The organism is Nonomuraea africana, from assembly GCF_014873535.1.
Lineage (GTDB): Bacteria > Actinomycetota > Actinomycetes > Streptosporangiales > Streptosporangiaceae > Nonomuraea > Nonomuraea africana.
Genome location: NZ_JADBEF010000001.1, coordinates 539,234 through 561,977 on the forward strand (window position 1 = coordinate 539,234; position 22,744 = coordinate 561,977).

Sequence of the window (22,744 nt, forward strand, 5' to 3'; positions counted from 1 at the left end):
TCTCCGCGACCTCGTATCATCGCCTCAGAGCGACGAGAGGGAGAATCCAATGATCAGGCTGCTTGTCATCCTTCTCGTGATCGTCATCGTGGTGCTCGTGCTCATGATGATCAGGATGCGGCCCTCCGCGCCGAAGCCGTCCCAGGCGAAGAGCGCCCAGGAGGGCCCGCGCGAGATCCTCAAGCGCCGCTACGCGGCGGGCGAGATCGACGAGGACGAGTACCTGCGCCGCATGTCGGGCCTCAGTCAAGACTGGTGAAGCACGTCCACGGCGGCGGCGGCCAGCGCCAGCACGGGGAAGACGGCCCGCGGAGGCACCCGGTAGACGCCGCGCTCGGGCTGGTCGACGAGCCCCGCGGCGGTCAGGGTCTTCAGGTGGTGGTAGAGCTGGCCGGGTGAGGCCAGCCCCAGCTCCGCCTGCAGCTCCGCGATCGGCCGGGGCCCGGTGACCAGCAGCTTGAGTATCTCGAAGCGGGCCGGATGCCCGGCCGCCGCGAGCACCGTGGCCAGCTGTGCCGACGGCTGCTCCATCAGCCATTCGGGGCTGCGCGCGACCTCCCACGACCACTCGTAGCCGCCGAGACGGGCCTGGCCGCCGTAGGTGAACAGGCCGGAGCCGTCGACGCGCGGCGTCGGCGCGGCGATCTGGGCCTCCAGGGCGGCGACCCTGGCCTCCAGCGCCAGGAGCCTGTCGTCGGTCTCGTCGGTCACTTCAGCGCGGCACGCACCCTTTCGTGGAAGGCCCTGTCGGTGGCCAGTCGCAGCATGAACTGCTGATGAGCATAGCTTTTCAGCCCGGACGCCCACGTCTGCTCGGGCAGGCGGCGCAGCGCGAACACCGTCACGCGAGGCTTCGCGCCCGGGGTGACCGTGTACATCGCCTCGGTGATCACGCCCGGCAGCGAGCCGCCCTTGGTGCCGATGACCAGGTCCTTGGAAGCCCCCGGCTGGCGCATCGGCCACTCCAGGTGCTTCCTGGCGATCTCGTCCTTCGTCAGCCTGGTCAGCGTGGCGTGCAGGGCGGCGGGCCGGTACCTGGTGACCGTGTCGGCCCACGCGGCCTGCTTGTCATAGCCGGGCAGCGGCAGCTGGACCTGCTTGCCGGCGGCGGCGTACGTCCTGATGCAGGTGTCGGCGTCGGTGGCGCAGCCGCCGAACGCCTTCAGGATCTCACCGTTGATCGTCGGCACCTTCCTGTGCAGGCCCAGCTTCTCGCGCAGCAGGTCGGTGGCGGCGTTGTCGCTGTCCTCGATCATCGCGGAGACGAGCTGGTCGAACGTGGCCTGAGCGCCGACCTTCAGCCGCTTGAGCGCCGCCTCGTGCGCGCCGCCGTCGGTGCCGGGCAGGTGGTAGGCGTTCCAGGTGGCGACGGGCACCTGGTCGCCCGGCCGGACCTTGCCCGCCTTCACGGCCTTCGCGTAGGCCTCGAGGTGGACGATCTTGATGGAGGAGGCGAAGGGGGTGGCGGCTCCCGCGTTGTGGCTGATGTCCGTCGTCACCAGGGCGACGTCGCGAGGATGGGCCTTGACGTAGGCGAGGACGGCCTCCACGTCGTCCAGCGGGGGAGCGGCGGTCATGAACAGGCTCACGACGGTGGCGAGGAGTTTCATGCCGCCAGGTTATCCAATTATCCGAAATTCCGGAAAAGCGGTGTAGCGTCAGGTGGCACCGGCGCCGGTGAGGTAGAGGCGGACGATGACGTCGGTGGCGTCCTCGACGCCCAGCTCGGACAGCGGCGCGACGCCTCAACGCCCCCAGGATCAGCGAACCGTGCAACGCGGTCAGCTGCTCGGCGGGACCGCGACCCTGGGGGCATCGACGTGCTGGTGAACGTCGCCGGCATCCACAAGACCACGCCGCTGGCGCGGGCACCATCGCCTACGCGGCCTCCGCCGACGGCGCCTACCTCACCGGAGTGGAGTTGCGCGTCGACGGAGGCTCGCACGTCTGAGCGGCTCAGGGGACGAGCAGCAGCTTCCCCGTCGTCCGGCGGGCCTGGAGGTCCTCGTGCGCCCGCGCCGCGTCGGCCAGCGGGTAGCGCTCCGAGATGTTGATCGTCAGCTCGCCCGACGCGACCCAGCCGAACAGGTCCGCCGCCCGCCAGAGGAGCTCGTCGCGCTCGGCGATGAAGTGCACGAGCGACGGCCTGGTCAGGTAGAGCGAGCCGCTCCTGTTGAGCACCTGAGGGTCGAGCGGCGGCACCGGGCCGCTGGCCGCGCCGTACAGGACCATGAGGCCGCGGGTCCGCAGCGAGGCGAGGCCGCCGTCGAAGGTGGCGGCGCCCACGCCGTCGTAGACGACGTCCACGCCGCCGGGAACGACCTTCCTGACCGCGTCGGGGAAGCCGTCGTAGCGGAACACCTCGTCCGCGCCCGCCTCGCGGGCCAGCTTCTCCTTGGCCTCGGAGGAGACGGTGGTGAGCACCGTGGCCCCCTTGAGCTTGCCGAGCTGGATCAGCATCTGGCCCATGCCGCCCGCTCCGGCGTGCACGAGCATGACCTCGCCCGGCTTCATCTCGTGCACGGAGTGCGTGAGGAAGTGGGCGGTCATGCCCTGCAGCAGCGAGGCGGCGGCCAGCTCGGCGGAGACACCCGCCGGCACGGGCACCACCCTGGCGGCCGGCACGACGGCCTTCTCCGCGTAGCTGCCGAGCACGTTCACCCACGCCACGGTGTCGCCGACGCTCAGGTCGGTCACACCCTCGCCCACGGCGGCGACGGTGCCCGCCCCCTCGGAGCCGATCGGGGAGGGCAGGTCGAGGGCGTAGGCGCCGGTGCGGTGATAGACGTCGATGAAGTTCACGCCGCTCGCCGCGACGTCGATCAGCACCTCGCCCGCGCCGGGCGTCGGGTCGGGGTGCTCGGCGTACTCGAGAACCTCGGGTCCGCCCTGAGTATTGATCACAATGGCATGCATTGCTCCAGTCTCCACCTGGTCCCTCTGAAGCGTTCGCGCAGGGTCCTGTCGTGCGAGACGACCACCAGCGCGCCCGGGTAGGCGTCGAGGGCCCGCTCCAGCTCTTCCACCAGCGTCAGCGACAGGTGGTTGGGGGGCTCGTCGAGCAGGGCGGCCGACGAGAAGGACGCCGACAGGGCCGCCGCCACCGCTCTGGCGGCGGCGAGAGCGGGTGTCCTCTACTGTTGCTTGAGCCCGCGCATCTCGAAGTCGTCGTAGACGACCTTGAGCGGGTTCGCGCTGCCCTTGGGGATGCGGGCGAACAGCCCGATGCCGCCCGTCGGCAGGCCGTTGAGGTCGTCCACCTGGTGGACCCGCCTGCCGTTGATCCACATGGACAGCCGCGTGGCCTCGCCGTTCTCCTCGCAGGCGACCTGGATCTGGTTGCGCTCCTTGGGGTTGAAACCGTCGGCCTTGACGGGCGCGGCGAGGTTTCCCCCCGCCTTGTTGAAGATGCGGCGGATCCGGGCGTTGCCCGAGGTGTCGAGGGTGAACTCGTAGTAGGTGCCATCGTCGTCGCCGCGGCACCACAGGCCGTACTCGCCGCTGCCCGACCTGACCTTGGCGGTCACCCCGATGAGCAGCGTCGAGGGGATCATCGGCGTCGGCGTGGCCGAGGGCTCGGGCGTGGCGGTCGGCTTCGTGGCGAAGGGGACAGGGGCCCCCGCCCAGCGCTCCTCGTTGTACTCGCCCGCGTCGAGGCCGTAGGTGAAGTCGGAGGTGATGTAGCCCTGGCTGTCGGTGGCGTCGGGATCGTAGGTGCCGCTCCACCCGCTGGAGGTCGAGGTGAAGTCGTCGGAGAAGAGCGGCGGCAGGTCGGGCGGCCCGCCCGGCACCATGGCCCACACGGCGACGCCGCCGCCCACGAGCAGCGCCGTCGCCACCGCCAGGCCCGCCAGCACCCTGCCCCGTGTCCTGCCCCGCGCCGTGGCCCGCTGCCCCGCCCGCTGACCCGCGCGCGGCGCCTGCGTGGCGGCGGTGTAGGGGGTCGTGCCCTCCTGCCAGGCCACCTGCACGGTGTGCGCCACCTGCTCGGGCGCGGCCTGGCGGCCGATCAGCTGGTCGAGGAGCTGCTGCGCGGTCGGCCTCCTGGCCGGGTCCTTGGCCAGCGCCGCCACGACCAGCTCGCGCAGCGCGGGCTCGAGCCCCTCGAGCACGGGCTCGGTGTTGAGCACCTGGTAGATGATCGAGGGCAGCGTCTCGCCCGGGAAGGGCGCCCGTCCCGTCGCGGCGAACGCCAGCAGGCAGCCCCACGAGAACACGTCGCACGCGGCGGAGACGGGCTCACCCCGCAGCACCTCGGGCGCCATGTACCGGGGCGTGCCGATCAGCTCGCCGGTGCCGGTGACCCCGCCGATCTCGTCGAGCGCCCTGGCGATCCCGAAGTCGATCACCCTCGGGCCCACGGGGGACAGCAGCACGTTGGACGGCTTCAGATCCCTGTGCACGACGCCCGCCGCGTGGATCGCGGTCAGCGCGGTCGCCACGCTCACCGCCAGCGCGTCCAGGCTGGAGCCCCTGAGCGGCCCCGACTGCCTGAGGGCCTCCTCCAGGTTCGGCCCCGGCACGTACTCCGTCACCACGTACAGCTGGTCGCCGTCGAGCGCCGCCTCCAGCACGGCCGCCGTGCAGAACCTGCGCACCCTGAGCGCCGCGTCGGCCTCTCTCCTGAAGCGCATCCTGAACTGCTCGTGCTGGCTGAGTTCGGGATTGATCACCTTGATCGCGACGCGCTGCCCCGTGGGGTCCTCGGCCAGGTGGACCGTGCCCATGCCCCCTCTGCCGAGCACGTGCAACAGCCTGTAGCGTCCGATCTGGTTCACGACGGGTCAGCTTAGCGACATCGACGTCATTTAGGACCTCCCCGTGCGCCGGATGACGTCCGCGAGAGCAGGCAGCCCGCTCTCGGCCGACACGACCAGCACGTCGCACCCGGCGGTCGTGGCGGCGGCGACGCCCGTGGGGCTGTCCTCCAGCGCCACACACCGCCTGGGATCGGCCTCCAGCAGGCGCGCGGCCTCCAGGTAGGGGTCGGGGTACGGCTTGCCGCGAACGGTGTCCTCGGCGGCCAGCACCACCTCGAAGCGGTGCCCGAGCGAGGGCAGGACCAGCTCGACGATCGACCGGGGAGAGGCGCTGACCAGCGCGGTCGGGACGGCCCGCGTGGTGAGGGCGCGCAGGAGCTCCCGCGCGCCCGGCACGACCCGCACCCCCCGCCTGATGCGGTCGGCGAAGGACTCGGTCAGCCGGTCGGACACCCTGGCCACGTCGTCGGGGGCGAGGTGGCCCGCGGTGTCCTCGACCGTGCGGCCGAGCACGTGAGGGAGGTCGGCGGGGCCCAGCTCGCGGCCGAGGGAGGCGGCCACGTCGGCGGCCGCCTCCCACCACAGCCCTTCGGTGTCCACGAGCGTGCCGTCCATGTCGAACAGGACGGCGTCGAACGGGAGGGCGCCTACCGGAGGTGCGTCAGGCCGCACCCGCGGGGTCCTTCGCGGGGACGGGAGCCACGGCCGCGGTGCGCGGCGCCACCAGAACGGGCCTCTCGACCAGCCGCACGGACACGCGTGTGCCGGGCGCCAGCCGTACGGCCTCGTGTCCAGGCACGTCGGCGAGCACCTCGCCGCCGTCGAGGGAGAGCCGCAGGCGGACGGAGGCGCCGCGGAACGAGGCGGCCACGACCTCGGCGCGCCCATCGTCGGAGGGGGTGACGAGGACGGCCTCGGGCCTGATCAGGACGTCCACGTCAGGGCCCGCGAAGGCGCCGTCGAGGGGCAGGAGCTGGCCGAGCACCGTCACCTGGTCGCCCGAGACGCGTCCCGGCAGGTGGTTCATGGCGCCGACGAACTCCGCCACGAACGGGGTCGAGGGGCGGTCGTAGACCTCGGCGGGCGTGCCGCACTGCTCGAGGCGCCCGTCGCGCAGGACGGCGACGCGGTCGGCGATCGACAGCGCCTCCTCCTGGTCGTGCGTGACGAAGAGCGTGGTGATGCCCAGGTCGAGCTGGAGGCGGCGGATCTCCTCGCGCAGCGAGACGCGCACCTTGGCGTCGAGCGCCGACAGCGGCTCGTCGAGCAGCAGCACGCGAGGGGACAGGGCCAGCGCGCGGGCCAGGGCGACGCGCTGCTGCTGGCCACCGGACAGCTGGTGCGGGTAGCGGTCGGCGTGGGAGGGCAGGCCGACCAGCTCCAGGAGCTCGAGCGCCCTGGCCCGCCGCTGGGCCTTCGGGGCCTTGCGGACGCGCAGGCCGAACGCGACGTTCTCGGCGGCGTCGAGGTTCGGGAACAGCGAGTAGGACTGGAAGACCATGCCCGCGTCGCGCTTGTTGGCCGGCACGCCGGTGATGTCCTTGCCGTCCACCAGCACCGCGCCCTCGTCGGGACGTTCGAAGCCCGCCACGCAGCGCAGCGCGGTGGTCTTGCCGCAGCCCGAGGGGCCGAGCAGGGCGACGAGCTCGCCGGGCTCGACGGTCAGGTCGAAGCCGTCCAGGGCGACCGTCTTGCCGAAGGCCCTGCGCAGGCCCTTGAACTCAAGCCGGGCGGCGGCCACGGGTACCTCCAGAGATGGTGAGCAGCAGCAGCCAGGTGAGCAGCAGGCTGAGCACGGAGACGGCGACGGACAGCTGGCCCTTGGAGCCTGAGATCGTGACGATCCAGACGGCGAACGGCTGGTAGCCGAGGATGCTGGCCACGGTGTACTCGCCCAGCACCAGGGCCAGGGTGAGGAAGGAGGCGCTGGCCAGGGCCGAGCGCAGGTTGGGGACGATCACCCTGAACAGCACGTGCGGCCACGAGGCGCCCAGATTGCGCGCCGCCTCGACCAGCGTCCGCACGTCCATCGTGCGCAGGCCCGCGTCGAGCGAGCGGTAGACGAAGGGCAGCACCAGGATGACGTAGACGAACACGAGAACCAGGGGGAAGTCCTGGTCCTGGATCGCGATCAGCGTGGCCCAGAACGGCGTCGGCGCCAGCACCTCACCGCCCACCTGGAGCGACTTGCTGATGCCCGCGACGAAGGTGATCGGCGGCACCACCAGCGGCAGCGTGCAGACGACCTCCATGACGGGGCGCAGGCGCGGCGCGGCCAGCCGTACCGTGATCATGGCGGGCAGCGTGAGCAGCGGCACCAGCACGATGGTGGCCACCGCCAGCCCGAGGGAGAGCAGCAGGCTCGACGCGAAGCCCTCGGCGGTCCACAGCTCGAGGTAGGGCGCGAACGACACACCCGTGGTCTCGTTGTAGATCGTGAACCAGAACGAGGCGCCGAGCGGGACCAGGAAGTAGAGGCCGGCCAGCGCGAGGACGACGCCGCGCCACAGCCGGGACCTGCTCGGGCGGGCCTGCCCAGTGGGGACGGTCTCGGGGACCGGCGCGACGGGCGCGAGCGTGGTCATGGCGCACACCTCACTGGAGCCATCGGGTGCTCCTCCTCTGCAGCGGCAGGTAGACCGCCATGACCAGCGCCGCGACCAGGACCATGTCCAGGCTCAGGGCGAGGCCCACGTTCTCGAAGCCGGTCTGCACGTCGCCCGACAGGGCCGCGGCGATCTTCAGCGTGACCAGCGGCAGCACGGTCCCGGCGCCCATCGCCGAGGCGGTGGCGTAGGCGGCGAAGGCCGAGCCGAACAGCAGCACCACCCCGCCGAGCAGGCCGGGGGTCAGCACCGGAAGCCCGACGTGGCGCCAGTAGTGCCAGGTCGTCGCGCCGTTGTTCGCGGCGGCCTCGCGCCACTGCGGGCGCAGGCCGTCCAGTGCGGGCGCGATGACCAGCACCATGAGCGGCACGGCGAAGTACAGGTAGACGAGGGCCAGCCCCCAGAAGCTGAACAGCGTGCCCGAGGGCAGGCCGAGCAGGCCGCTGACGACGCCCGCGTTGCCGAGCGTGGCCACCCAGAAGAAGGCCAGCGGCACGCCGCCGAAGTTGGCCAGCACGCCCGAGGCGGTCAGGACGGCCTCGCGCAGCGCGGTCGAGCGGGAGGTGACGACGGCCTGGGCGAGGAAGGTGCCGAGCACCGCGCCCAGCACCGCCACCACGGCCGAGAGCTTCACGCTGTTGAGAAGGGCGAGCAGGTAGCCGCCCTGCAGGGTCAGCGCCAGGTTGTCCAGTCCGGGGGTGAAGGCCCCCGCCACCATGGCGATGGCGGGGATCCCGAAGGCGAGCCCGACGAAGACGAGCAGCGGCAGCGCGCCGAGTGAGCGCCGCATCAGCCGGCGACGGCCGCGTCCCAGGTCTTGGCCAGGGCGTCCTTGGCCTTGTTGACCTGGTCCTCGGTCGGGAACTTGGCCTCACCCTCGACCGGCGGCAGCTTGTCGGCCAGCGCCTTGTCAATGGTGCCGTCGGCGGTCATCGAGGGCATCAGCACGGGGCGGGCGCCGCCCTTGAGCCACAGGTTCTGGCCCTCGGCGCTGTAGAGGAACTCCATCCACAGCCGCGCGGCGGCGGGGTGCGGGGCATCCTTGTTGATGGCCTGCGCGTAGTACTGGGCGTAGATGCCGTCCTTCGGCACGACCACCTGGAAGTCGAGGCCCTTGGGCAGGAACTGCTCGCGGTAGCCGGCGTTGAGGTAGTCCCAGTCGATGCTGATGGGCGTCTCGCCCTTCTCGACCGTGGCGGGCGTGGACTCGACGGGGTTGTAGTTGCCGACGTCCTTCAGCTTCTTGAAGAACTGCACGCCGGGGCCGATGTCGTCGAGCGAGCCGCCCTCGGCCAGCGAGGCCGCCCAGACGCCGCCGAAGGCCGAGCCGGACTTGTTCGGGTTGCCGTTCAGCGCGACCTTGCCCTTGTACTCGGGCTTGAGCAGGTCGGCGAAGGTCTGCGGGCAGGTGCCGATCTTCTTGGCGTCGCAGCCGATGGAGACGTAGCCGCCGTAGTCGTTGACCCACAGGCCGTTCGGGTCCTTCTGGCCCTCGGGGATCTTGTCCCAGCTCTGCACCTTGTAGGGGGCGTACAGGCCCTCCTTGGCGCCGCTGAAGGCGAAGGCCTGGCCGACGTCCAGCACGTCGGGCGCGCGGTCCTGGCCCTTGCGGGTCTTCACCGCGTTGATCTCGTCGGCGCTGGAGGCGTCGGGGTTCTCGCTCTCGATGGTGATGCCGTACTTTTCCTGAAATTTCTTAATGATCTCGCCGTAATTCGCCCAATCCGGCGGGAGGGCGATGACGTGGAGGTTGCCCTCCTTCTTGGCCGCTTCGACCAGCTTGTCGAGACCACCGAAGTCGGCGGCCGAGGTCGCCGTCGCGGCGTTCACCCCGCCTTCCGTCTTGGTCTCCGTGGCCGGCGCGGCGCCGCACGCCGCGGTCACTACCGTAAGAGCTGCGATCAAGCCTGCGATGCGAGGTGCGGACACGTCGCCTCCACTGTCGGGGGTGTGGATAAAACCTAGGGGAACTTGTACAAACAAGGCCAGACCCAGTTAGTCGCATAAACATTGCTTTTTCGTGAACAGGAGGGGTCGCAGATGGCCGCGCGCTATGAACACATCGCCGCTGAGCTGCGCGACGAGATTCTCGCCGGGGTGCATCCCGTCGGGTCGACGTTGCCCTCGGAGGCCGAGCTCGCTGCGCGCTACTCCGCCGCCAGGGGCACCGTACGGCAGGCGGTGGCCGTACTGGCCGCGGAAGGTCTGGTCGGCTCGCGCCAGGGGGCCAGGCGCATCGTGCTGGGCGGTGAGCGCAGCCAGAGCTTCGCCGAGTTGCACAGCTTCGCCCAATGGGCCAGATCCAAGGGCCACAGGGTGGGCGGCAAGGTGCTCGGCCAGCGCCGCCGTAGGGCGGGGCCCGCCGAGCTGGTGCGGCTCGGCACACCCGACGTGCTGGAGGTCCTGAGGCTGCGCACGCTGGAGGACGAGCCGGTGCTCCTGGAGCGGACCGTCTACGCCTCGTGGATCGCAGGCGCGGTCGAGGCGCTGCCGCCCGACTGCGTCTCCGTCACCCAGGGGCTCTACGACAGCGTCGGGCTCGTCTTCGCGTACGGCGAGCACCTCATCGACGCGGTCGCGGCGGGCAGCGAGGACGCCCGCCTGCTGGGCGTGCGGAGGGGCAGCCCGCTCCTGCGCCAGCGCAGGGTCACCACCACCCAGGAGGGGCGGCCCGTGGAGTGGTCGGACGACCGCTACCGGGCGGGCAGCGTCGCCTTCAGCATCCGCAACTCGATCGGCGCGAACCCGCTCACCCGGCTTGCGCTCTCATAGCTTCGAACATATGCTCGAAGTAACACCCGACTTCCCCCGGGTGGCTCAGTAACGGACCCAGAGCCACGGGGAGAAGAAGCGTCTTGAGCAGACTCTACGGCGATCCCATAGAGGTGTGGACCAGGGAGGGCCAGCCGACCCAGTTCGTCTGGCGCGACCGGCTCTACCTCGTCCGCCGCGTCCTCGACCAGTGGGTGGTGGCCCGCGAATGGTGGAAGACCCGCGAGGGCGATCCCGGCGAGCGCCAGTTCTGGCGCGTCGAGGCCAGCCCCGGGCGTGACTTCGGCTCCTACGAGCTGCGCTTCGACACCGCCAGCGAGGGCTGGCTGCTGCTGAGGGCGTGGGACTGATGACCTCCTTCCCGCACCTGCACGTGAGCTCCGCCTACTCGATGCGGTACGGCACCGCCTTCCCCGACGCCCTGGCACGGCGGGCGGCCGAGCACGGGATGGACATCCTCGCGCTGACCGACCGCGACGGGCTCTACGGGGCGCTCAAGCACGCCCAGGCGTGCGCCGACGCGGGGATCTCGCCGGTGTTCGGCGTCGACTTCGTCCTCGACTCCGCGGAGGACGGGTTCCTCCCGTCGTTTTCGGGCGACGCTTACGGGCCGCTCTCCGGCACCGCCCGTCCCATCCCTCACCCGTCCGGTGGCCGCTCCGGCGGCCGCTCCGGTGGCCGCGGCCCTTCCGGCGGTCGCGGGCCGGTCTCCGGTCCGCGGGAGGCGCGCCCGCGGACCGGTCCCGACGCCGAGGACAGGGTCACCGTGCTGGCCCGCTCCGGCGGCTGGTCCCAGCTGTGCCGCCTGGTCACCGCCGCCCACTACGCGGGCGCCCGGGGCGAGCCCGGCGTCACCCGCGAGCTGGTCGCCGCATGGGCTGCGGGCTCCTCGGGCCCGAGCTCCCTCGATCACCTGGGCCCGACGCCCGCTGCCGCCATCTCGCGCGACCTCGCAACTTCGCAAACGCCCGGTGCCCCCATCTCGCGACCCCCCACAAGACCCCAGCCCCCGCAGACGGGACGCTCGGGTGAAAGGGGAGGGGGCTCCCGAGGATCCGAAAGCGGGTTCGGCCCCGACGACGGGCTGGTCGTGCTGCTCGGGCCTAGGTCCGACGTCGGCCGCGCGATGGCGGCCAGGCGCGACGAGCACGCCAGGACACTGCTGGGCCGCTGGCGCTCCCAGGTGCCCGGCGTCGTGATCGAGCTGGTCGACCAGTACGGCTACCGCGACGCCACCACGGCCGTCCGCCTGCTCGCCCTGGCCGAGGAGTTCGGCGTGCCCGCCGTCCTCACGAACGCCGCCAGGTACCTCGACCCCGGCGACCACCAGACGGGCGACGTGCTCGACGCCGCCCGCCAGCTCGTCCCGCTGCACCCCAGGCACCTCGACAGGACCACCTCCCACGCCTACCTCAAGAGCACCGACGAGATGGGCAGGGTCGCCCACAAGATCTGCGGCGGCGACCAGGCGAGGGCGAACCGGCTCCTGCACACCACGCGGGCCCTCGCCGAGGCGTGCGTGATCGAGCCGAAGGAGCTGCTGGCCCTGCGCAACGACCCGCCCGCCCTGCACCTGCCCGAGATCGGCCGCGACCCCGTGCCGCTGCTGCGCAACCGCTGCGAGGACGGCCTCCACGACAGGGGCCTGCGCGGCGACAGGGCGGCCCGCCAGCGGCTCGAAGCCGAGCTGGCCATCATCGAGAAGAAGCAGCTGTCCGGATACTTCATGGCCGTCGTCGGCATCACCGACCGGATCAGGCACATGGGCATCCGCTGCGCCATCCGCGGCTCCGGCGCGGGCAGCCTGGTCAACTACCTCATCGGCATCGGCGAGGTGAACCCGCTGCACCACGGCCTGCTCATGGAGCGGTTCCTGTCCGAGGGCCGCATCGGCCTGCCCGACATCGACGTCGACGTCGAATCCGCCCGCCGCCTCGACTGCTACAGGGCGATCTACGACATGTACGGCGAGTCGCGCGTGGCCTGCGTCTCCATGATGGAGACCTACCGCGCCCGCAGCGCCCTGCGCGACGTGGGCGCCGCGATGGGCCTGCCGCCGCACGAGGTCGACGCGATCGCCAAGGCGTTCCCGCACATCCGCGCCCGCCAGATCACCGCCTCGCTGAGGGACCTGCCCGAGCTGCGCGAGAGCAGGCTCGACGACGCGGGTCTCGGCAGGGTGTTCCAGCTGGCCGAGCGGCTCGACGGACTGCCCAGGCACATCGCGCTGCACCCGTGCGGGGTGCTGGTCGGCAACGCGACGTTGCGCGACCGCACCCCGGTGGAGCGCAGCGCGCTCGACTTCCCGATGTCGCAGTTCGACAAGGACGACGTGGAGGAGGCTGGGCTTCTCAAGCTCGACGTGCTCGGCGTGCGCATGCAGTCGGCGATGGCCTATACGCTGACCGAGATCAAGCGGGTCGACGACGTCGACATCGAACTCGACGCGGTGGCCCAGGACGACGACGACACCTACGACATGATCTGCGCCAGCCGTACGCTCGGGTGCTTCCAGATCGAGTCGCCGGGCCAGCGCGAGCTGGTCGCCAAGCTCGAGCCCCGCACGATGGACGACCTGATCGTCGACATCTCGCTGTTCAGGCCGGGGCCCGTCAACTCCGACATGGTCACGCCGTACCTGGAGTCCCGGCACGGCTGGCGGGCCGCCTCCTACCCGCACCCGAGCCTGCGCTCCGCCCTCGCCGAGACCAACGGGGTGGTCGTCTTCCACGAGCAGGTCCTGAAGATCATCGACATCATGACGGGCGCGGGGCTGTCCGAGGCGGAGAAGGTGCGGCGCAGCCTCAGCCATCCCGCGGGACGCGAGGTCGCACGGGAGTGGTTCTTCGCCAACGTGCGTCCGATCTACGACCAGGCGACGGTCGCGCGCGCCTGGGAGGTGCTCGACGCCTTCGGGGCGTTCGGCTTCTGCAAGGCGCACGCGGCGGCGTTCGCGCTGCCCACCTACCAGTCGGCCTGGCTCAAGCGGCACCACGCGGCCGCCTTCTTCGCCGGGGTGCTCACCCACGAGCCCGGCATGTACCCGCAGCGGGTGATCATCGACGAGGCCCGGCAGTGCGGGGTCGTCATCCTCCCCCTGGACGTGAACAAGTCCGCCAGGAACTGGACCGTCGAGCGGGTCGGCCCCGTGCCGCTGCGCCTCACCGTGCGTCCCTCCGACCTGGAGCCGTCCTCTTCGGGCGAAGCGGACGACTACCGGCGGCGGGTGCGCGACTTCAGGGCGGAGGAGCTCGGTCGCGGGTACGGCCTGCGCGTGCCGTTCTCCGCGGTGAAGGGGGTGAGCGAGGCGGAGGTCGACCGGATGGTGGCGGGACAGCCCTACACCTCGCTGGCCGACTTCTGGGATCGGGCCAGGCCTTCGCGCCCGATCATCGAACGGCTGGTCCAGGTGGGCGGCTTCGACGCGCTCCACTCGCTGCGGCCGGGAGGGGACCGCTGGCGTCAGGGGGAGCTGACCAGGCGCGACCTGATCGCTCAGGTGGGCGTGCTTGAACGCGCCTCGGGCTCGGGCGTCAAGGCGGGATCCCGCCCCCGCAAGGGCTACACGGGAGAGCGTCCTCCCGGATCGCGAGCGACGACGGCCCCGGCGGACGAGCCGCCGGCCGTGCAGCTGCCCCTGGGGTTCGCCGAACGGATCGAGCCGGGCGAGCTGCCCGAGATGACCGAGACCGAGATGGTCGAGGCGGAGCTGGAGATCCTCGGCATGGACATCAGCCGCCACGTCATCAGCTTCCACGACGAGCTGCTCGACGCCCTCGGAGTGGTACGTTCCAGAGATCTCCTGGCTCAGCGCAACGGGGCGGAGGTGCTCGTGGCGGGCGTCAAGGTGGCCACCCAGACCCCCGCGGTCCGCTCGGGGCAGCGCGTCATCTTCACCACCCTCGACGACTCCACGGGCCCCGTCGACCTGACCTTCTTCGAGTCGGTGCAGGGCAGGTGCGCCTCGACGGTGTTCGGGTCGTGGCTGATGGTCGCCAGGGGAGTGATCCGCCGCACCGGCACCCGCGCGGTCTCCATGCGCGCCGTCGACTGCTGGAACCTCGTGGACCTCGACACCGTCTGGCGCAGAGACGGCCTGGACGCGGTCCTCGCCCTCCTCGACCGCCGCGAGCGTGACGCCGAGGGTGTCGGCGGGCGCGCGATCGAGTACGCCAACGGCTTCCGCATCTCGCCCTACTCCGACATCGGCCCCACTCCAGGCGTCGTCACCCCGCCTCGCAAGCTCTGGCACGCCAGCCAGGGCAGCTCAGGCCCCACCCAGGCGGCCTGAGCGCCGAAGGCGCGCCCTCCGGCGGGGGTCAGGCCGCCTGGGCCAGCGAGCGGGGGCGGGCGGGGGCGGTCTGGATGCGGGTGATCTCGCGGACCGTGCAGGCGCACAGCAGTGCCGCCACCGCCGCCGCCCCCAGCTCGAGCCCGCTCAGCCCTGTCAGGTCGCCCGTCGAGTCGCGCAGCGGCAGCCGTACCGCCACCAGCGCCACCGCCGTCAGCCAGCTCAGCCACCACGCGCTGACCAGGGCGAGCCAGCGTCCCCTCCGGTCGTACGGCGGGCGGGCCCCCTTCCACACCTCGTCCACCAGCATGACGGGCGCGACCAGGTTGATCCCGGGCAGCAGCCACGCCGCCAGCACGGGCCCCGAGGGGTTGGCGGCCTTGTTGGCGCGGCGCGCCCTGACCAGCCAGGTCAGGTAGGCGACCCCGGCCGTGACCGTGGTGACCACGGCCGCCAGCATCAGCACGGCGAACAGGGTGACGGCGTCGACCACGGCCTCCGCGCCGGGGGAGCGCGGGTCGCCGCCGAGGATGACGATCTCGGCGGCCAGGCGCCTGCCGCGTATCTCCTCGAAGGCCACCAGGGCGGTCATGGCGGCGAGCTGCGCTGACAGGGCCAGGTAAACGGCCGAAGCCGACCGTTTCGCTACGGAAGGGGTAAGGCGCACGAATCTCTCCCCCCGGGCATGCGCTGAGGTTCTGATTCACATGTATCCCGCCCGCCCCTCCGTTAATCAGCTCACCACGCCGGACTCCCACGCCCATGCTGCGATTTCCACCCGATTCCTCGCCCCGAGTTTGGCCATGATGCTGCCGATATGGGTTTTGACGGTGGAAAGGGAGACAAAGAGCTCGGCTGCCACCTCCTGGTTGGTCCTGCCCCTGGCGACCAGGCGCGCGACGTCGAGCTCCCGCTCGGTCAGCGGGTCCTTCGGCGGTCTGACGGCTCCGGCGGCGGGCTGGGCCAGCTGCTGCAGCAGCCGTACGGTCACCGAGGGCGAGACCAGCGCGTCACCGGCGGCGGCCGCCCTGACGGCCTCCAGCAGCAGCGTCGGGCCGCTGTCCTTGAGCAGGAAGCCGGTGGCGCCGGACCGGAGCGCGCCGTAGACGTATTCATCGAGGTCGAAGGTGGTGACGATCACCACGCGCATGGGGTTCTCGACGCCGGGGCCCGCCAGGATCCTGGTCACCTCCAGGCCGTCCAGCTTGGGCATCCTGATGTCGAGCAGGCACACGTCGGGCCGCAACCGCCTGGCCGCCTCCACCGCGTCGGCCCCGTCGGCCACGGCGGCGACCACGTCCATGTCGGGTTGGGCGTCGAGAATCATCTGGAAGCCCGTCCGCACCAGTTCCTGGTCGTCGGCGATGAGCACACGAATCGTCACAGCGGTAAGCCTAATCACGGGAGATCGGCCGATCGGCCGATGCCGATCGGACGCACGGCCGATCCGGGACCCCGGCCCCGCGCGACAAGGTCGTCCCCATGAACGACGTACTCGCGGGACACGCGCTGGCCAAGCGCTTCGGCCAGACGGTGGCACTGAACGGTGTGGACATCTCCATCAGGGCGGGGGAGGCGGTGGCGATCATGGGACCGAGCGGTTCGGGCAAGTCCACGCTGCTGCACTGCCTGGCCGGGATCATGAAGCCGGACGCGGGGGAGGTGCACCTGCTCGGCCAGCGCATCGACACGATGAAGGAGCGCGAGCGCAGCGCGCTGCGCAGGACCAGGTTCGGGTTCGTCTTCCAGTTCGGCCAGCTGCTGCCCGAGCTGCCCGCCGAGGAGAACGTGGCGCTGCCCCTCATGCTCGGCAACGTCTCGCGGCCGGACGCCGTGCGGCAGGCCAGGCAGTGGTTCGCCCCGCTGGGCCTGGGAGGCATGGAGGGCCGCAGGCCGGGCGAGCTGTCGGGCGGTCAGGCGCAGCGGGTGGCGATCGCCAGGGCGCTGGTGACCAAGCCCGCCGTGGTGTTCGCCGACGAGCCGACGGGCGCGCTCGACCAGAGCACCGGCCACGACACGATGCGCCTGCTGGTGGAGGCGACCAAGCACAACGGCGCCTCGCTGATCGTGGTCACCCACGACCCGGGCGTGGCCGGTTGGTGCGACCGCACGGTCGAGGTCCGCGACGGCAACCTGCTGCACAGCGCGGTGAGCCAGTGAGCACTCTCATGAGCCTGACGTGGCGCCTGCTCAGGGGCGGCGGGCGCAGGGGCATGCTGAGCACCTGGCTGACGCTGGGCGCTGTGGTGATCTCCACGGGGCTGCTGCTCTTCGCGGTCTCGGCCAACGTCGCCTTCTCCGGACGCGCCGACAGGGAGGCGTGGCGCAATCCCGTCCAGTCCACCGGGCGGCCGGTCGCCATAGAGGCCACCCGCCGCGACTACGTCGGCGACCGGCCGATCACCGTCGTCGACCTGGCCGCCCTCGACCCGAAGGCGGCGCCGCCGCCAGGGCTGCCGCGCGTCCCCGCGCCGGGTGAGGTATGGCTGTCACCCGCCCTGGCCGAGCTGGCCAGGCAGCTGCCCGCCGATCGGCTGGCCGGGCGCTTCCCCGACGTCAAGGGCGTGCTGGGCGACGCGGCGCTGGTCCATCCCGACGAGCTGGTCGCGGTCGTCGGACACGAGCCGGACAGTCCCGCCCTGACCGCCGCGCGCGGCGAGGCATGGCACGGCGAGGTGCCGCCCACCAAGGTCGACTCCTTCGCCGGCGCCCCGACCTCTGACGCCGAGGCGTACCGGGTCCTGGCCCTCATCGCCAGCGTGCTCATGGTGGTGCCGCTGCTGGTGTTCGGCGGCGCGGCGGCGCGGCTCACCGTGGCCCGCCGCGACCAGCGGCTGGCCGCGCTCAGGCTGGTAGGCGCCACCCCCGGCCAGGTGGTGCGGATGACCGTGGCGGAGGCGATGATCGTCGCGTTGGCGGGTGCGGTGCTCGGCGCCGTGCTCTACGGCCTGGCGGTCCCTCTGCTCACCGCGATCAGGATCGCCGGCGGCCCCTGGTTCGCCAGCGACCTGCTGCCCAGCCCGCTCGTCGCGCTCGGGATCCTGGTGGCCGTTCCCGTGCTGGTGGGGCTGTCGGCGGTGGTGGGGCTGCGCAGGGTCGTGGTCAGCCCCCTCGGCGTGGCCAAGAGGGAGACGCCGCCCGGCATGCGCGTCGTGAGGGTGGTCGCCCTGCTCGCCGTGCTCGCCGTGGTTCCCCTGCTCGGCACGAACGCGAGCGTCGGCGTGGTCGCGGTGGTGCTCGGCCTGGCCTTCCTCTGCCTCAACCTGGTCGGCCCCTGGGTGGTCGGCCTCATCGGCAGGATCACCGCGAAGCGCGCCAGGCGCCCGGCGAAGCTGCTGGCGGGGCGCAGGCTGGTGGACGACCCCCGCTCGGCCTGGCGGACGGTCAGCGGCGTGGCGCTGACGGGATTCGTCGCCGGATTCCTCGGGCTGCTCAGCCCGGGCGACGCCCTCGCCGGGCACCCGGCGAGCGAGCAGCTCAGGCTCACCACGCCGAACACCGAGGTCGTGGCCGAGCGGGCGCGCGAGCGGCTGGCCGAGGCAGGCGTGCGGGGCACGGTGAAGGCCGAGAAGAAGCTGGTCGTCGCCGACGTGCGGACGGCCGACCTCGACAGGGCGCGCACGGCGCTCGACGGGCTGGTCCCCGGACACTCGGCCACCAGCGAGGCCGACGAGCAGCGCTTCACGGGGCAGCTGCTCGACGACATCTCCACCGGCACGATCGTCGTGCTGTCGGTGTCGTTCCTGGTGGCGATCGCCAGCTCGGGCATCACTGCCGCCTCCTCGATCCTGGACCGCCGCCAGACCTACGCGCTGCTGCGCCTGGCGGGCACCCAGCTGGAGGTGCTGGACCGGGCGCGCCGATCGGAGACGCTGATCCCGCTGGTCGTGATGGGTGGCGGCTCGATCGCGGTCGGGGTGTTCTGCGCGTCGCCCTTCATGCTGGTCTCGCCGAACGTCTCGGGGGCCATCACGCTGGTGGTCTGCGTCGTGGCCGGGTTCGCGGGCGTGATCGGCGCGGGCGCGATGAGCAGGCCGCTGCTGCGCGCGGTCACCGACGACCCGGCCCCCCGCCCCGACTAGCCGAGCACCAGGTCGCGGACGATGGTCAGGGAGCTTTCGTCGCGCGGGCCCATGACCAGCAGGTTCGTCACGGGCGAGTCGCGCCACAGCTGGAGGCGCTCCTTGATCCGGCCGGGCGGGCCCACGAGGGAGATGCCGTCGGCCAGCTCGTCGGGGATGGCGTCGAAGGCCTCCTGCCTGCGCCCGGCCAGGTAGAGGGCCTGAATGCGGGAGGCGGCCTCGGCGTAGCCCATCCGGCCGATGATGTCGGCGTGGAAGTTGCGGGACTTGGCGCCCATGCCGCCGATGTAGAGGCTGAGCATCATCTTGACCCCGTCGAGGGCGGCTCGGACGTCGTCGGTGATCGCGACCATGACCATGGCGGCGACGTCGAAGCCCTCGGGGAACTCGCCGTACAGTTCGGAGATCTTCGAGGGGAACGTGAACAGCGGCAGCCAGCCCTGGGCGATCTCGGCGGCCATGGCGACGTTCTTGGGGCCCTCGGCGCCGATGTAGACGGGGATGTCGGGGCGCAGGGGGTGGGTGATGAGCTTCAGCGGCTTGCCCAGGCCGCCGGGCAGCGGCAGCGGGTAGTGCGGGCCCTCGTGGGTGACGGGCTCCTCGCGCCGCCACACCTTGCGCATGATCTCGACATACTCGCGGGTCCTGGCCAGCGGCCTGGCGAACGGCTGGCCGTACCAGCCCTCCACCACCTGCGGGCCCGACGCGCCGACGCCGAGGAGTAACCGGCCGCCCGTGAGGTGGTCGAGCGTCATCGCGGTCATGGCGGTGGCGGCGGGCGTGCGGGCCGACAGCTGGGCGACCGAGGTGCCGAGTTTGATCCGGCTGGTCCGCGCGCCGTACCAGGCGAGGGGGGTGAAGGCGTCGCTGCCGTAGGCCTCGGCGGTCCAGACCGAGTCGTAGCCGAGGCGTTCGGCGGTCTGGACGACCTCCGTCGCGTCGTCGGCGTGGCGCTGCCAATAGCCCAGGTTCAGCCCAAGCTTCATGCGACACCTCCATAAACGAGAACAGGTTCTAATAGCGAGAGGAGGGGTGTCAATGCAGGACTTTCGGGGAAATTTAGCCCTGTGTCGATGAGGGGATTTCGTCGCCTGATCTTTCTGCTGTTGCTGTGCCCGCTGCTGGCGGTGCCCGGCAGCGCGGTGCCCGCCAGCGCCGCGGCCCCCACACGGCCGAACATCCTCTTCTTCCTCGTGGACGACCTCGACTACGGCGTGCTCGACAACTTCCCCGGCATCACCGGGCAGTTGGTGCGGCAGGGCGCCTCCTTCGACCAGATGATCGTGACCAACTCCTGGTGCTGCCCGTCCAGGGCGTCGATCCTGCGCTCGCAGTACGTCCACAGCCACAGCGTGCTGACCAACACCGCCCCCGAGGGGGGATTCGACCGCTTCCACACCGCCGGCCTGGAACGGTCCACGATCGGCACCTGGATGAAGGGCGCGGGCTACCGCACCGCGATGATGGGCAAGTACCTCAACCACTACCCGGGCGAGTCGGCCCCCGCCACGTACGTCCCGCCGGGCTGGGACGAGTGGTACGTGCCGACCAGGCGGCTGTACGAGGAGTACGACTACACCCTCAACGAGAACGGCGAGCTGGTCGAGTACGGATGGGAGGAGGACGACTACCTGACCGACGTCCTGACGGGCAAGGCCGCGGACTTCGTCACCTCGGGCGACGCGCCCTTCTTCCTCTACCTGGCGCCGGTCGCCCCGCACAACCCGGCCAACCCCGCCCGCCGTCACGCCGACGCCTTCCCCGGCGTGCAGGCGCCCCGCACCCCCTCCTTCAACCAGCAGGACGTCCAGGACGAGCCCGCGTGGCTGCGCGACAGGCAGCTGCTCGACGCGACCGACAAGGCGCGCATCGACGATCGCTACCGGTCCAGGCTGCGCGCCATGCTGGGGGTGGACGACATGGTCGCCACCCTGATCGAGACGCTCAGGCGGTCGGGCAAGCTGGAGAACACCTACCTCTTCTTCGCCTCGGACAACGGCTTCCACCTCGGCACCCACCGCCTGCGCCAGGGCAAGACCACCCCGTTCGAGGAGGCGGTGAAGGTGCCCCTCGTGGTGCGCGGGCCGGGCGTCAGGCCGGGTTCGACCGTCCACGCCCTGACGCAGCCCATCGACCTCGCGCCCACCTTCGCCGAGCTCGGCGGGGCGGCGGCGCCCGCGTTCGCCGAGGGGCGCTCACTGGTCCCTCTGCTGCGTGGCCAAACGCCGGCGCCGTGGCGGCGCAACGCGCTGATCGAATTCTGGCGTCCCACCAACCCGAGTTCGGCCAGGCAGACGCCGGTGCCCCCCTACGCGGCGCTGCGCACGGAGACCCATACCTACGTGAGGTATGACACGGGCGAGACCCAGCTCTACGACCTCACCACCGACCCCTACCAGCTGCGCAACCTGGCCAGGACCGCCCCCGCAGACCTGCTGGCCAACCTGCAGGCCCGCCTCGACATGATGCGGGCGTGCTCGGGCGCGACGTGCCGTACCGCCGACGCCTCAGACGGCGGCGGCTAGCGCGTCCAGGCGGAGCAGGTGGTGGCGGCGGGCAGGTCGCCCGCCAGGAAGGCGCCGGGGGAGACGCCCATCACCGAGCGGAAGTCGGCCGTGAGATGCGACTGGTCGTAGTAGCCCGCGTCGGCCGCCAGCGCCGCCCAGCCGCCGGTGCCGGCCCTGGCCAGCACGCCGCGCACCCTGTCGATGCGGGCGAAGTGCTTGGGCGGCACCCCGACCGCGCCGGTGAACAGCGTGCGCAGATGGCGCTCGCTGATGCCGAGGTCGCGCGCCACGTCGGGCACGCGCGCGGCCATCCCGTTCTTCGCGGTGTACGGCGGGCGGCGCGAGACGGAGAGCCGGTCGACCGCGGCGTGCAGCAGTCCGGCGTGCGACAGGTCGGCCGGCGAGCACGCGGCGAGGCGGCCGAGCAGCGCCCCCTCGATCAGCGCGGCCTCGTCACCCGGCCGCTCCGTCATGCGCGCGGCCAGTAGATCCGCCTCCGCGCCCCACAGCTCGCGCAGCGGCACGATCCGGTCGACGAGCTCGCTCACCGGCACGCCCAGCGCCGCCCTCGCCCAGCCCGGCCGCAGCCGTACGGTGACGCACCGGGAGAGCGCCTTCGGCGCGAGATAGGAGGCGCGGGTGCGGGGGCCCAGCACCATCAGGTCGCCGCGGCCCTCCTCGGTCGTGCGGAAGGCGAGCACGGTGGCGGGATCGGGCTCGCGCACGTGCACGGTGTCCGTGTCGTCGACCGCGCTCTCGCCGACCTCCTCGACCAAGACGCTCATGACTCAGACCAAGGCGCCGGCTGTGCCGAAAATTCCTATAGGGCGACGGCCGCGCGGCGGCACTGTTGACGCATGATCCTGATTACCGGTGCCACGGGCACCATCGGCAGCGAAGTGGTCCGCCGGCTGACGGAGAGGGGCGAGCGGGTCCGCCCGATGGCGCGCGACCTGTCGAAACTGAGCGTCGAGGGAGTGCGGGGCGACTCCGCCGACCCCGCGTCGCTGGACCGCGCTTTGGAGGGCGTCGACAGCGTGCTGCTGCTGACGGCCTTCGGAAGGGACCTCGCCCAGCACGACCTCGCCCTCGTCGAGGCCGTCAAGCGGGCGGGCACCCGGAAGGTGGTGAAGATCTCGGCGATCGGCACCGGCGAGAGCACCGACGAGAAGGACGTGCGCTCCTGGCACCACGCCGGAGAGCAGGCGGTGCGCGACAGCGGGATGGCCTGGACGCTCCTGCGGCCTGCCGGCTTCGCCGCCAACGCGCTGATGTGGGCGCAGGCCGTCCGGGCCGGCCAGCCGATCCCGAACATGACGGGGGACGGCGGGCAGGGCGTGGTGGACCCGCGCGACGTGGCGGCCGTGGCGGTGGCGGCCCTCACGGGCGGGCACGACGGCAGGACCTACACGCTCACCGGGCCCGAGGTGATCAGCGTGCCCGGCCAGGCGGCGGTGCTCGCCGAGGTGCTCGGCCGTGACGTGGCGACGGTGCCGGTCCCCCTGGAGGCGGCGAAGGAGGGGATGCTGGCCTCGGGGATGGACCCGCTCATGGCCGAGGTGTTCGTGACCGGCTCGGCGTTCGTCGCGAGCGGCGCGGCGGCCGTGCTCAGCGGCGACGTGGCGGCCGTCCTCGGCCGCGCGCCCCGGAGCTTCGCCGACTGGGCGCGCGACCACAGGGACGCCTTCGCCTGATCACCCTGAGCCGCGGATCCCTTTGAGCCGCT

At 71.7% G+C, this 22,744-nt stretch carries 22 protein-coding genes; 8 read left to right on the forward strand and 14 right to left on the reverse strand.

Annotated features, from left to right (window positions below):
* Positions 1-49 precede the first annotated feature (49 nt).
* The gene (locus H4W81_RS02445; protein ID WP_192773267.1) at positions 50-259 is read left to right on the forward strand and encodes an SHOCT domain-containing protein; all 210 of its coding nucleotides are present in this window, start codon (positions 50-52) and stop codon (positions 257-259) included.
* On the opposite strand, the gene H4W81_RS49130 is transcribed toward H4W81_RS02445, so the two are convergent.
* The 10 genes from H4W81_RS49130 to H4W81_RS02495 form a co-directional block, all read right to left on the reverse strand.
* Positions 247-711: an ArsR/SmtB family transcription factor gene (locus H4W81_RS49130; RefSeq protein WP_192773268.1), complete on the reverse strand. Its 465-nt coding sequence runs from the start codon at positions 709-711 to the stop codon at positions 247-249. The two genes, H4W81_RS02445 and H4W81_RS49130, sit on opposite strands and share 13 nt — an antisense overlap.
* Positions 708-1,610, reverse strand: a complete 903-nt coding sequence (locus H4W81_RS02455) for a serine hydrolase (protein WP_192773269.1) — start codon at positions 1,608-1,610, stop codon at positions 708-710. Before H4W81_RS02455 ends, H4W81_RS49130 begins: the two co-directional genes overlap by 4 nt.
* Positions 1,611-1,956: 346 nt before the next feature.
* Positions 1,957-2,916: a quinone oxidoreductase family protein gene (locus H4W81_RS02460; protein ID WP_192773270.1), complete on the reverse strand. Its 960-nt coding sequence runs from the start codon at positions 2,914-2,916 to the stop codon at positions 1,957-1,959.
* Positions 2,901-3,104 (reverse strand): P-loop NTPase family protein, encoded by a 204-nt coding sequence (locus H4W81_RS02465; RefSeq protein WP_225960917.1) that lies wholly within the window; start codon positions 3,102-3,104, stop codon positions 2,901-2,903. The genes H4W81_RS02460 and H4W81_RS02465 overlap by 16 nt, the downstream gene beginning before the upstream one ends.
* A 30-nt stretch (positions 3,105-3,134) precedes the next feature.
* Positions 3,135-4,778, reverse strand: a complete 1,644-nt coding sequence (locus H4W81_RS48315; RefSeq protein WP_192773271.1) for a serine/threonine-protein kinase — start codon at positions 4,776-4,778, stop codon at positions 3,135-3,137.
* Between the two features lie 30 nt (positions 4,779-4,808).
* Entirely contained in the window at positions 4,809-5,432 is a 624-nt protein-coding gene (locus tag H4W81_RS02475; protein ID WP_318781478.1) for an HAD family hydrolase, read from the reverse strand.
* Entirely contained in the window at positions 5,422-6,501 is a 1,080-nt protein-coding gene (locus tag H4W81_RS02480) for an ABC transporter ATP-binding protein (protein WP_318781479.1), read from the reverse strand. Before H4W81_RS02480 ends, H4W81_RS02475 begins: the two co-directional genes overlap by 11 nt.
* A complete protein-coding gene (locus H4W81_RS02485; RefSeq protein ID WP_192773272.1) occupies positions 6,482-7,345 on the reverse strand; it encodes an ABC transporter permease in 864 nt (287 codons plus the stop codon). Before H4W81_RS02485 ends, H4W81_RS02480 begins: the two co-directional genes overlap by 20 nt.
* Positions 7,346-7,355: 10 nt before the next feature.
* Positions 7,356-8,156 carry an ABC transporter permease gene (locus H4W81_RS02490; RefSeq protein ID WP_192773273.1) on the reverse strand — a complete coding sequence of 267 codons (801 nt, stop codon included), beginning with the start codon at positions 8,154-8,156 and terminating at the stop codon, positions 7,356-7,358.
* Positions 8,156-9,271 carry an ABC transporter substrate-binding protein gene (locus H4W81_RS02495; protein WP_225958425.1) on the reverse strand — a complete coding sequence of 372 codons (1,116 nt, stop codon included), beginning with the start codon at positions 9,269-9,271 and terminating at the stop codon, positions 8,156-8,158. The genes H4W81_RS02490 and H4W81_RS02495 overlap by 1 nt, the downstream gene beginning before the upstream one ends.
* Before the next feature lie 135 nt (positions 9,272-9,406).
* Between H4W81_RS02495 and H4W81_RS02500 the strand changes: the two genes are divergently transcribed.
* From H4W81_RS02500 to H4W81_RS02510, 3 genes are all read left to right on the forward strand, one after another.
* A complete protein-coding gene (locus H4W81_RS02500) occupies positions 9,407-10,138 on the forward strand; it encodes a GntR family transcriptional regulator (RefSeq protein ID WP_192773275.1) in 732 nt (243 codons plus the stop codon).
* A gap of 83 nt (positions 10,139-10,221) precedes the next feature.
* Positions 10,222-10,488: a DUF6504 family protein gene (locus tag H4W81_RS02505; protein WP_192773276.1), complete on the forward strand. Its 267-nt coding sequence runs from the start codon at positions 10,222-10,224 to the stop codon at positions 10,486-10,488.
* A complete protein-coding gene (locus H4W81_RS02510) occupies positions 10,488-14,429 on the forward strand; it encodes a DNA polymerase III subunit alpha (protein ID WP_192780566.1) in 3,942 nt (1,313 codons plus the stop codon). Before H4W81_RS02505 ends, H4W81_RS02510 begins: the two co-directional genes overlap by 1 nt.
* A gap of 28 nt (positions 14,430-14,457) precedes the next feature.
* On the opposite strand, the gene H4W81_RS02515 is transcribed toward H4W81_RS02510, so the two are convergent.
* Both H4W81_RS02515 and H4W81_RS02520 read right to left on the reverse strand, forming a co-directional pair.
* Entirely contained in the window at positions 14,458-15,021 is a 564-nt protein-coding gene (locus H4W81_RS02515; protein WP_192773277.1) for a DUF4328 domain-containing protein, read from the reverse strand.
* A gap of 141 nt (positions 15,022-15,162) precedes the next feature.
* A complete protein-coding gene (locus tag H4W81_RS02520) occupies positions 15,163-15,813 on the reverse strand; it encodes a response regulator (protein ID WP_192773278.1) in 651 nt (216 codons plus the stop codon).
* A gap of 98 nt (positions 15,814-15,911) precedes the next feature.
* Between H4W81_RS02520 and H4W81_RS02525 the strand changes: the two genes are divergently transcribed.
* Together H4W81_RS02525 and H4W81_RS02530 are read left to right on the forward strand one after the other, a co-directional pair.
* Complete coding sequence (locus tag H4W81_RS02525) at positions 15,912-16,589, forward strand: ABC transporter ATP-binding protein (protein ID WP_192773279.1); 678 nt, start codon at positions 15,912-15,914, stop codon at positions 16,587-16,589.
* Between the two features lie 8 nt (positions 16,590-16,597).
* Complete coding sequence (locus tag H4W81_RS02530; protein ID WP_192773280.1) at positions 16,598-18,511, forward strand: ABC transporter permease; 1,914 nt, start codon at positions 16,598-16,600, stop codon at positions 18,509-18,511.
* Here H4W81_RS02530 and H4W81_RS02535 read toward each other — a convergent pair.
* Positions 18,508-19,497, reverse strand: coding sequence for an LLM class F420-dependent oxidoreductase (locus H4W81_RS02535; RefSeq protein WP_192773281.1), 990 nt, complete (start codon positions 19,495-19,497; stop codon positions 18,508-18,510). The genes H4W81_RS02530 and H4W81_RS02535 overlap by 4 nt on opposite strands.
* Positions 19,498-19,584: 87 nt before the next feature.
* Between H4W81_RS02535 and H4W81_RS02540 the strand changes: the two genes are divergently transcribed.
* Positions 19,585-21,036, forward strand: a complete 1,452-nt coding sequence (locus H4W81_RS02540; protein WP_192773282.1) for a sulfatase family protein — start codon at positions 19,585-19,587, stop codon at positions 21,034-21,036.
* Here H4W81_RS02540 and H4W81_RS02545 read toward each other — a convergent pair.
* Positions 21,033-21,803, reverse strand: coding sequence for a helix-turn-helix domain-containing protein (locus tag H4W81_RS02545; RefSeq protein ID WP_192773283.1), 771 nt, complete (start codon positions 21,801-21,803; stop codon positions 21,033-21,035). The genes H4W81_RS02540 and H4W81_RS02545 overlap by 4 nt on opposite strands.
* A gap of 72 nt (positions 21,804-21,875) precedes the next feature.
* On the opposite strand from H4W81_RS02545, the gene H4W81_RS02550 reads away from it, so the two are divergent.
* Positions 21,876-22,712 carry an NAD(P)H-binding protein gene (locus H4W81_RS02550; RefSeq protein WP_192773284.1) on the forward strand — a complete coding sequence of 279 codons (837 nt, stop codon included), beginning with the start codon at positions 21,876-21,878 and terminating at the stop codon, positions 22,710-22,712.
* Positions 22,713-22,744 lie beyond the last annotated feature (32 nt).

Coding starts and splice junctions, on each gene's coding strand:
- H4W81_RS02445 (WP_192773267.1), top strand. CDS start 50: ATGATCAGGCTGCTTGTCATCCTTCTCGTGATCGTCATCGTGGTGCTC.
- H4W81_RS02455 (WP_192773269.1), bottom strand. CDS start 1,610: ATGAAACTCCTCGCCACCGTCGTGAGCCTGTTCATGACCGCCGCTCCC.
- H4W81_RS02460 (WP_192773270.1), bottom strand. CDS start 2,916: ATGCATGCCATTGTGATCAATACTCAGGGCGGACCCGAGGTTCTCGAG.
- H4W81_RS02485 (WP_192773272.1), bottom strand. CDS start 7,345: ATGACCACGCTCGCGCCCGTCGCGCCGGTCCCCGAGACCGTCCCCACT.
- H4W81_RS02490 (WP_192773273.1), bottom strand. CDS start 8,156: ATGCGGCGCTCACTCGGCGCGCTGCCGCTGCTCGTCTTCGTCGGGCTC.
- H4W81_RS02500 (WP_192773275.1), top strand. CDS start 9,407: ATGGCCGCGCGCTATGAACACATCGCCGCTGAGCTGCGCGACGAGATT.
- H4W81_RS02510 (WP_192780566.1), top strand. CDS start 10,488: ATGACCTCCTTCCCGCACCTGCACGTGAGCTCCGCCTACTCGATGCGG.
- H4W81_RS02515 (WP_192773277.1), bottom strand. CDS start 15,021: ATGACCGCCCTGGTGGCCTTCGAGGAGATACGCGGCAGGCGCCTGGCC.
- H4W81_RS02525 (WP_192773279.1), top strand. CDS start 15,912: ATGAACGACGTACTCGCGGGACACGCGCTGGCCAAGCGCTTCGGCCAG.
- H4W81_RS02530 (WP_192773280.1), top strand. CDS start 16,598: ATGAGCCTGACGTGGCGCCTGCTCAGGGGCGGCGGGCGCAGGGGCATG.
- H4W81_RS02535 (WP_192773281.1), bottom strand. CDS start 19,497: ATGAAGCTTGGGCTGAACCTGGGCTATTGGCAGCGCCACGCCGACGAC.
- H4W81_RS02540 (WP_192773282.1), top strand. CDS start 19,585: ATGAGGGGATTTCGTCGCCTGATCTTTCTGCTGTTGCTGTGCCCGCTG.
- H4W81_RS02545 (WP_192773283.1), bottom strand. CDS start 21,803: ATGAGCGTCTTGGTCGAGGAGGTCGGCGAGAGCGCGGTCGACGACACG.
- H4W81_RS02550 (WP_192773284.1), top strand. CDS start 21,876: ATGATCCTGATTACCGGTGCCACGGGCACCATCGGCAGCGAAGTGGTC.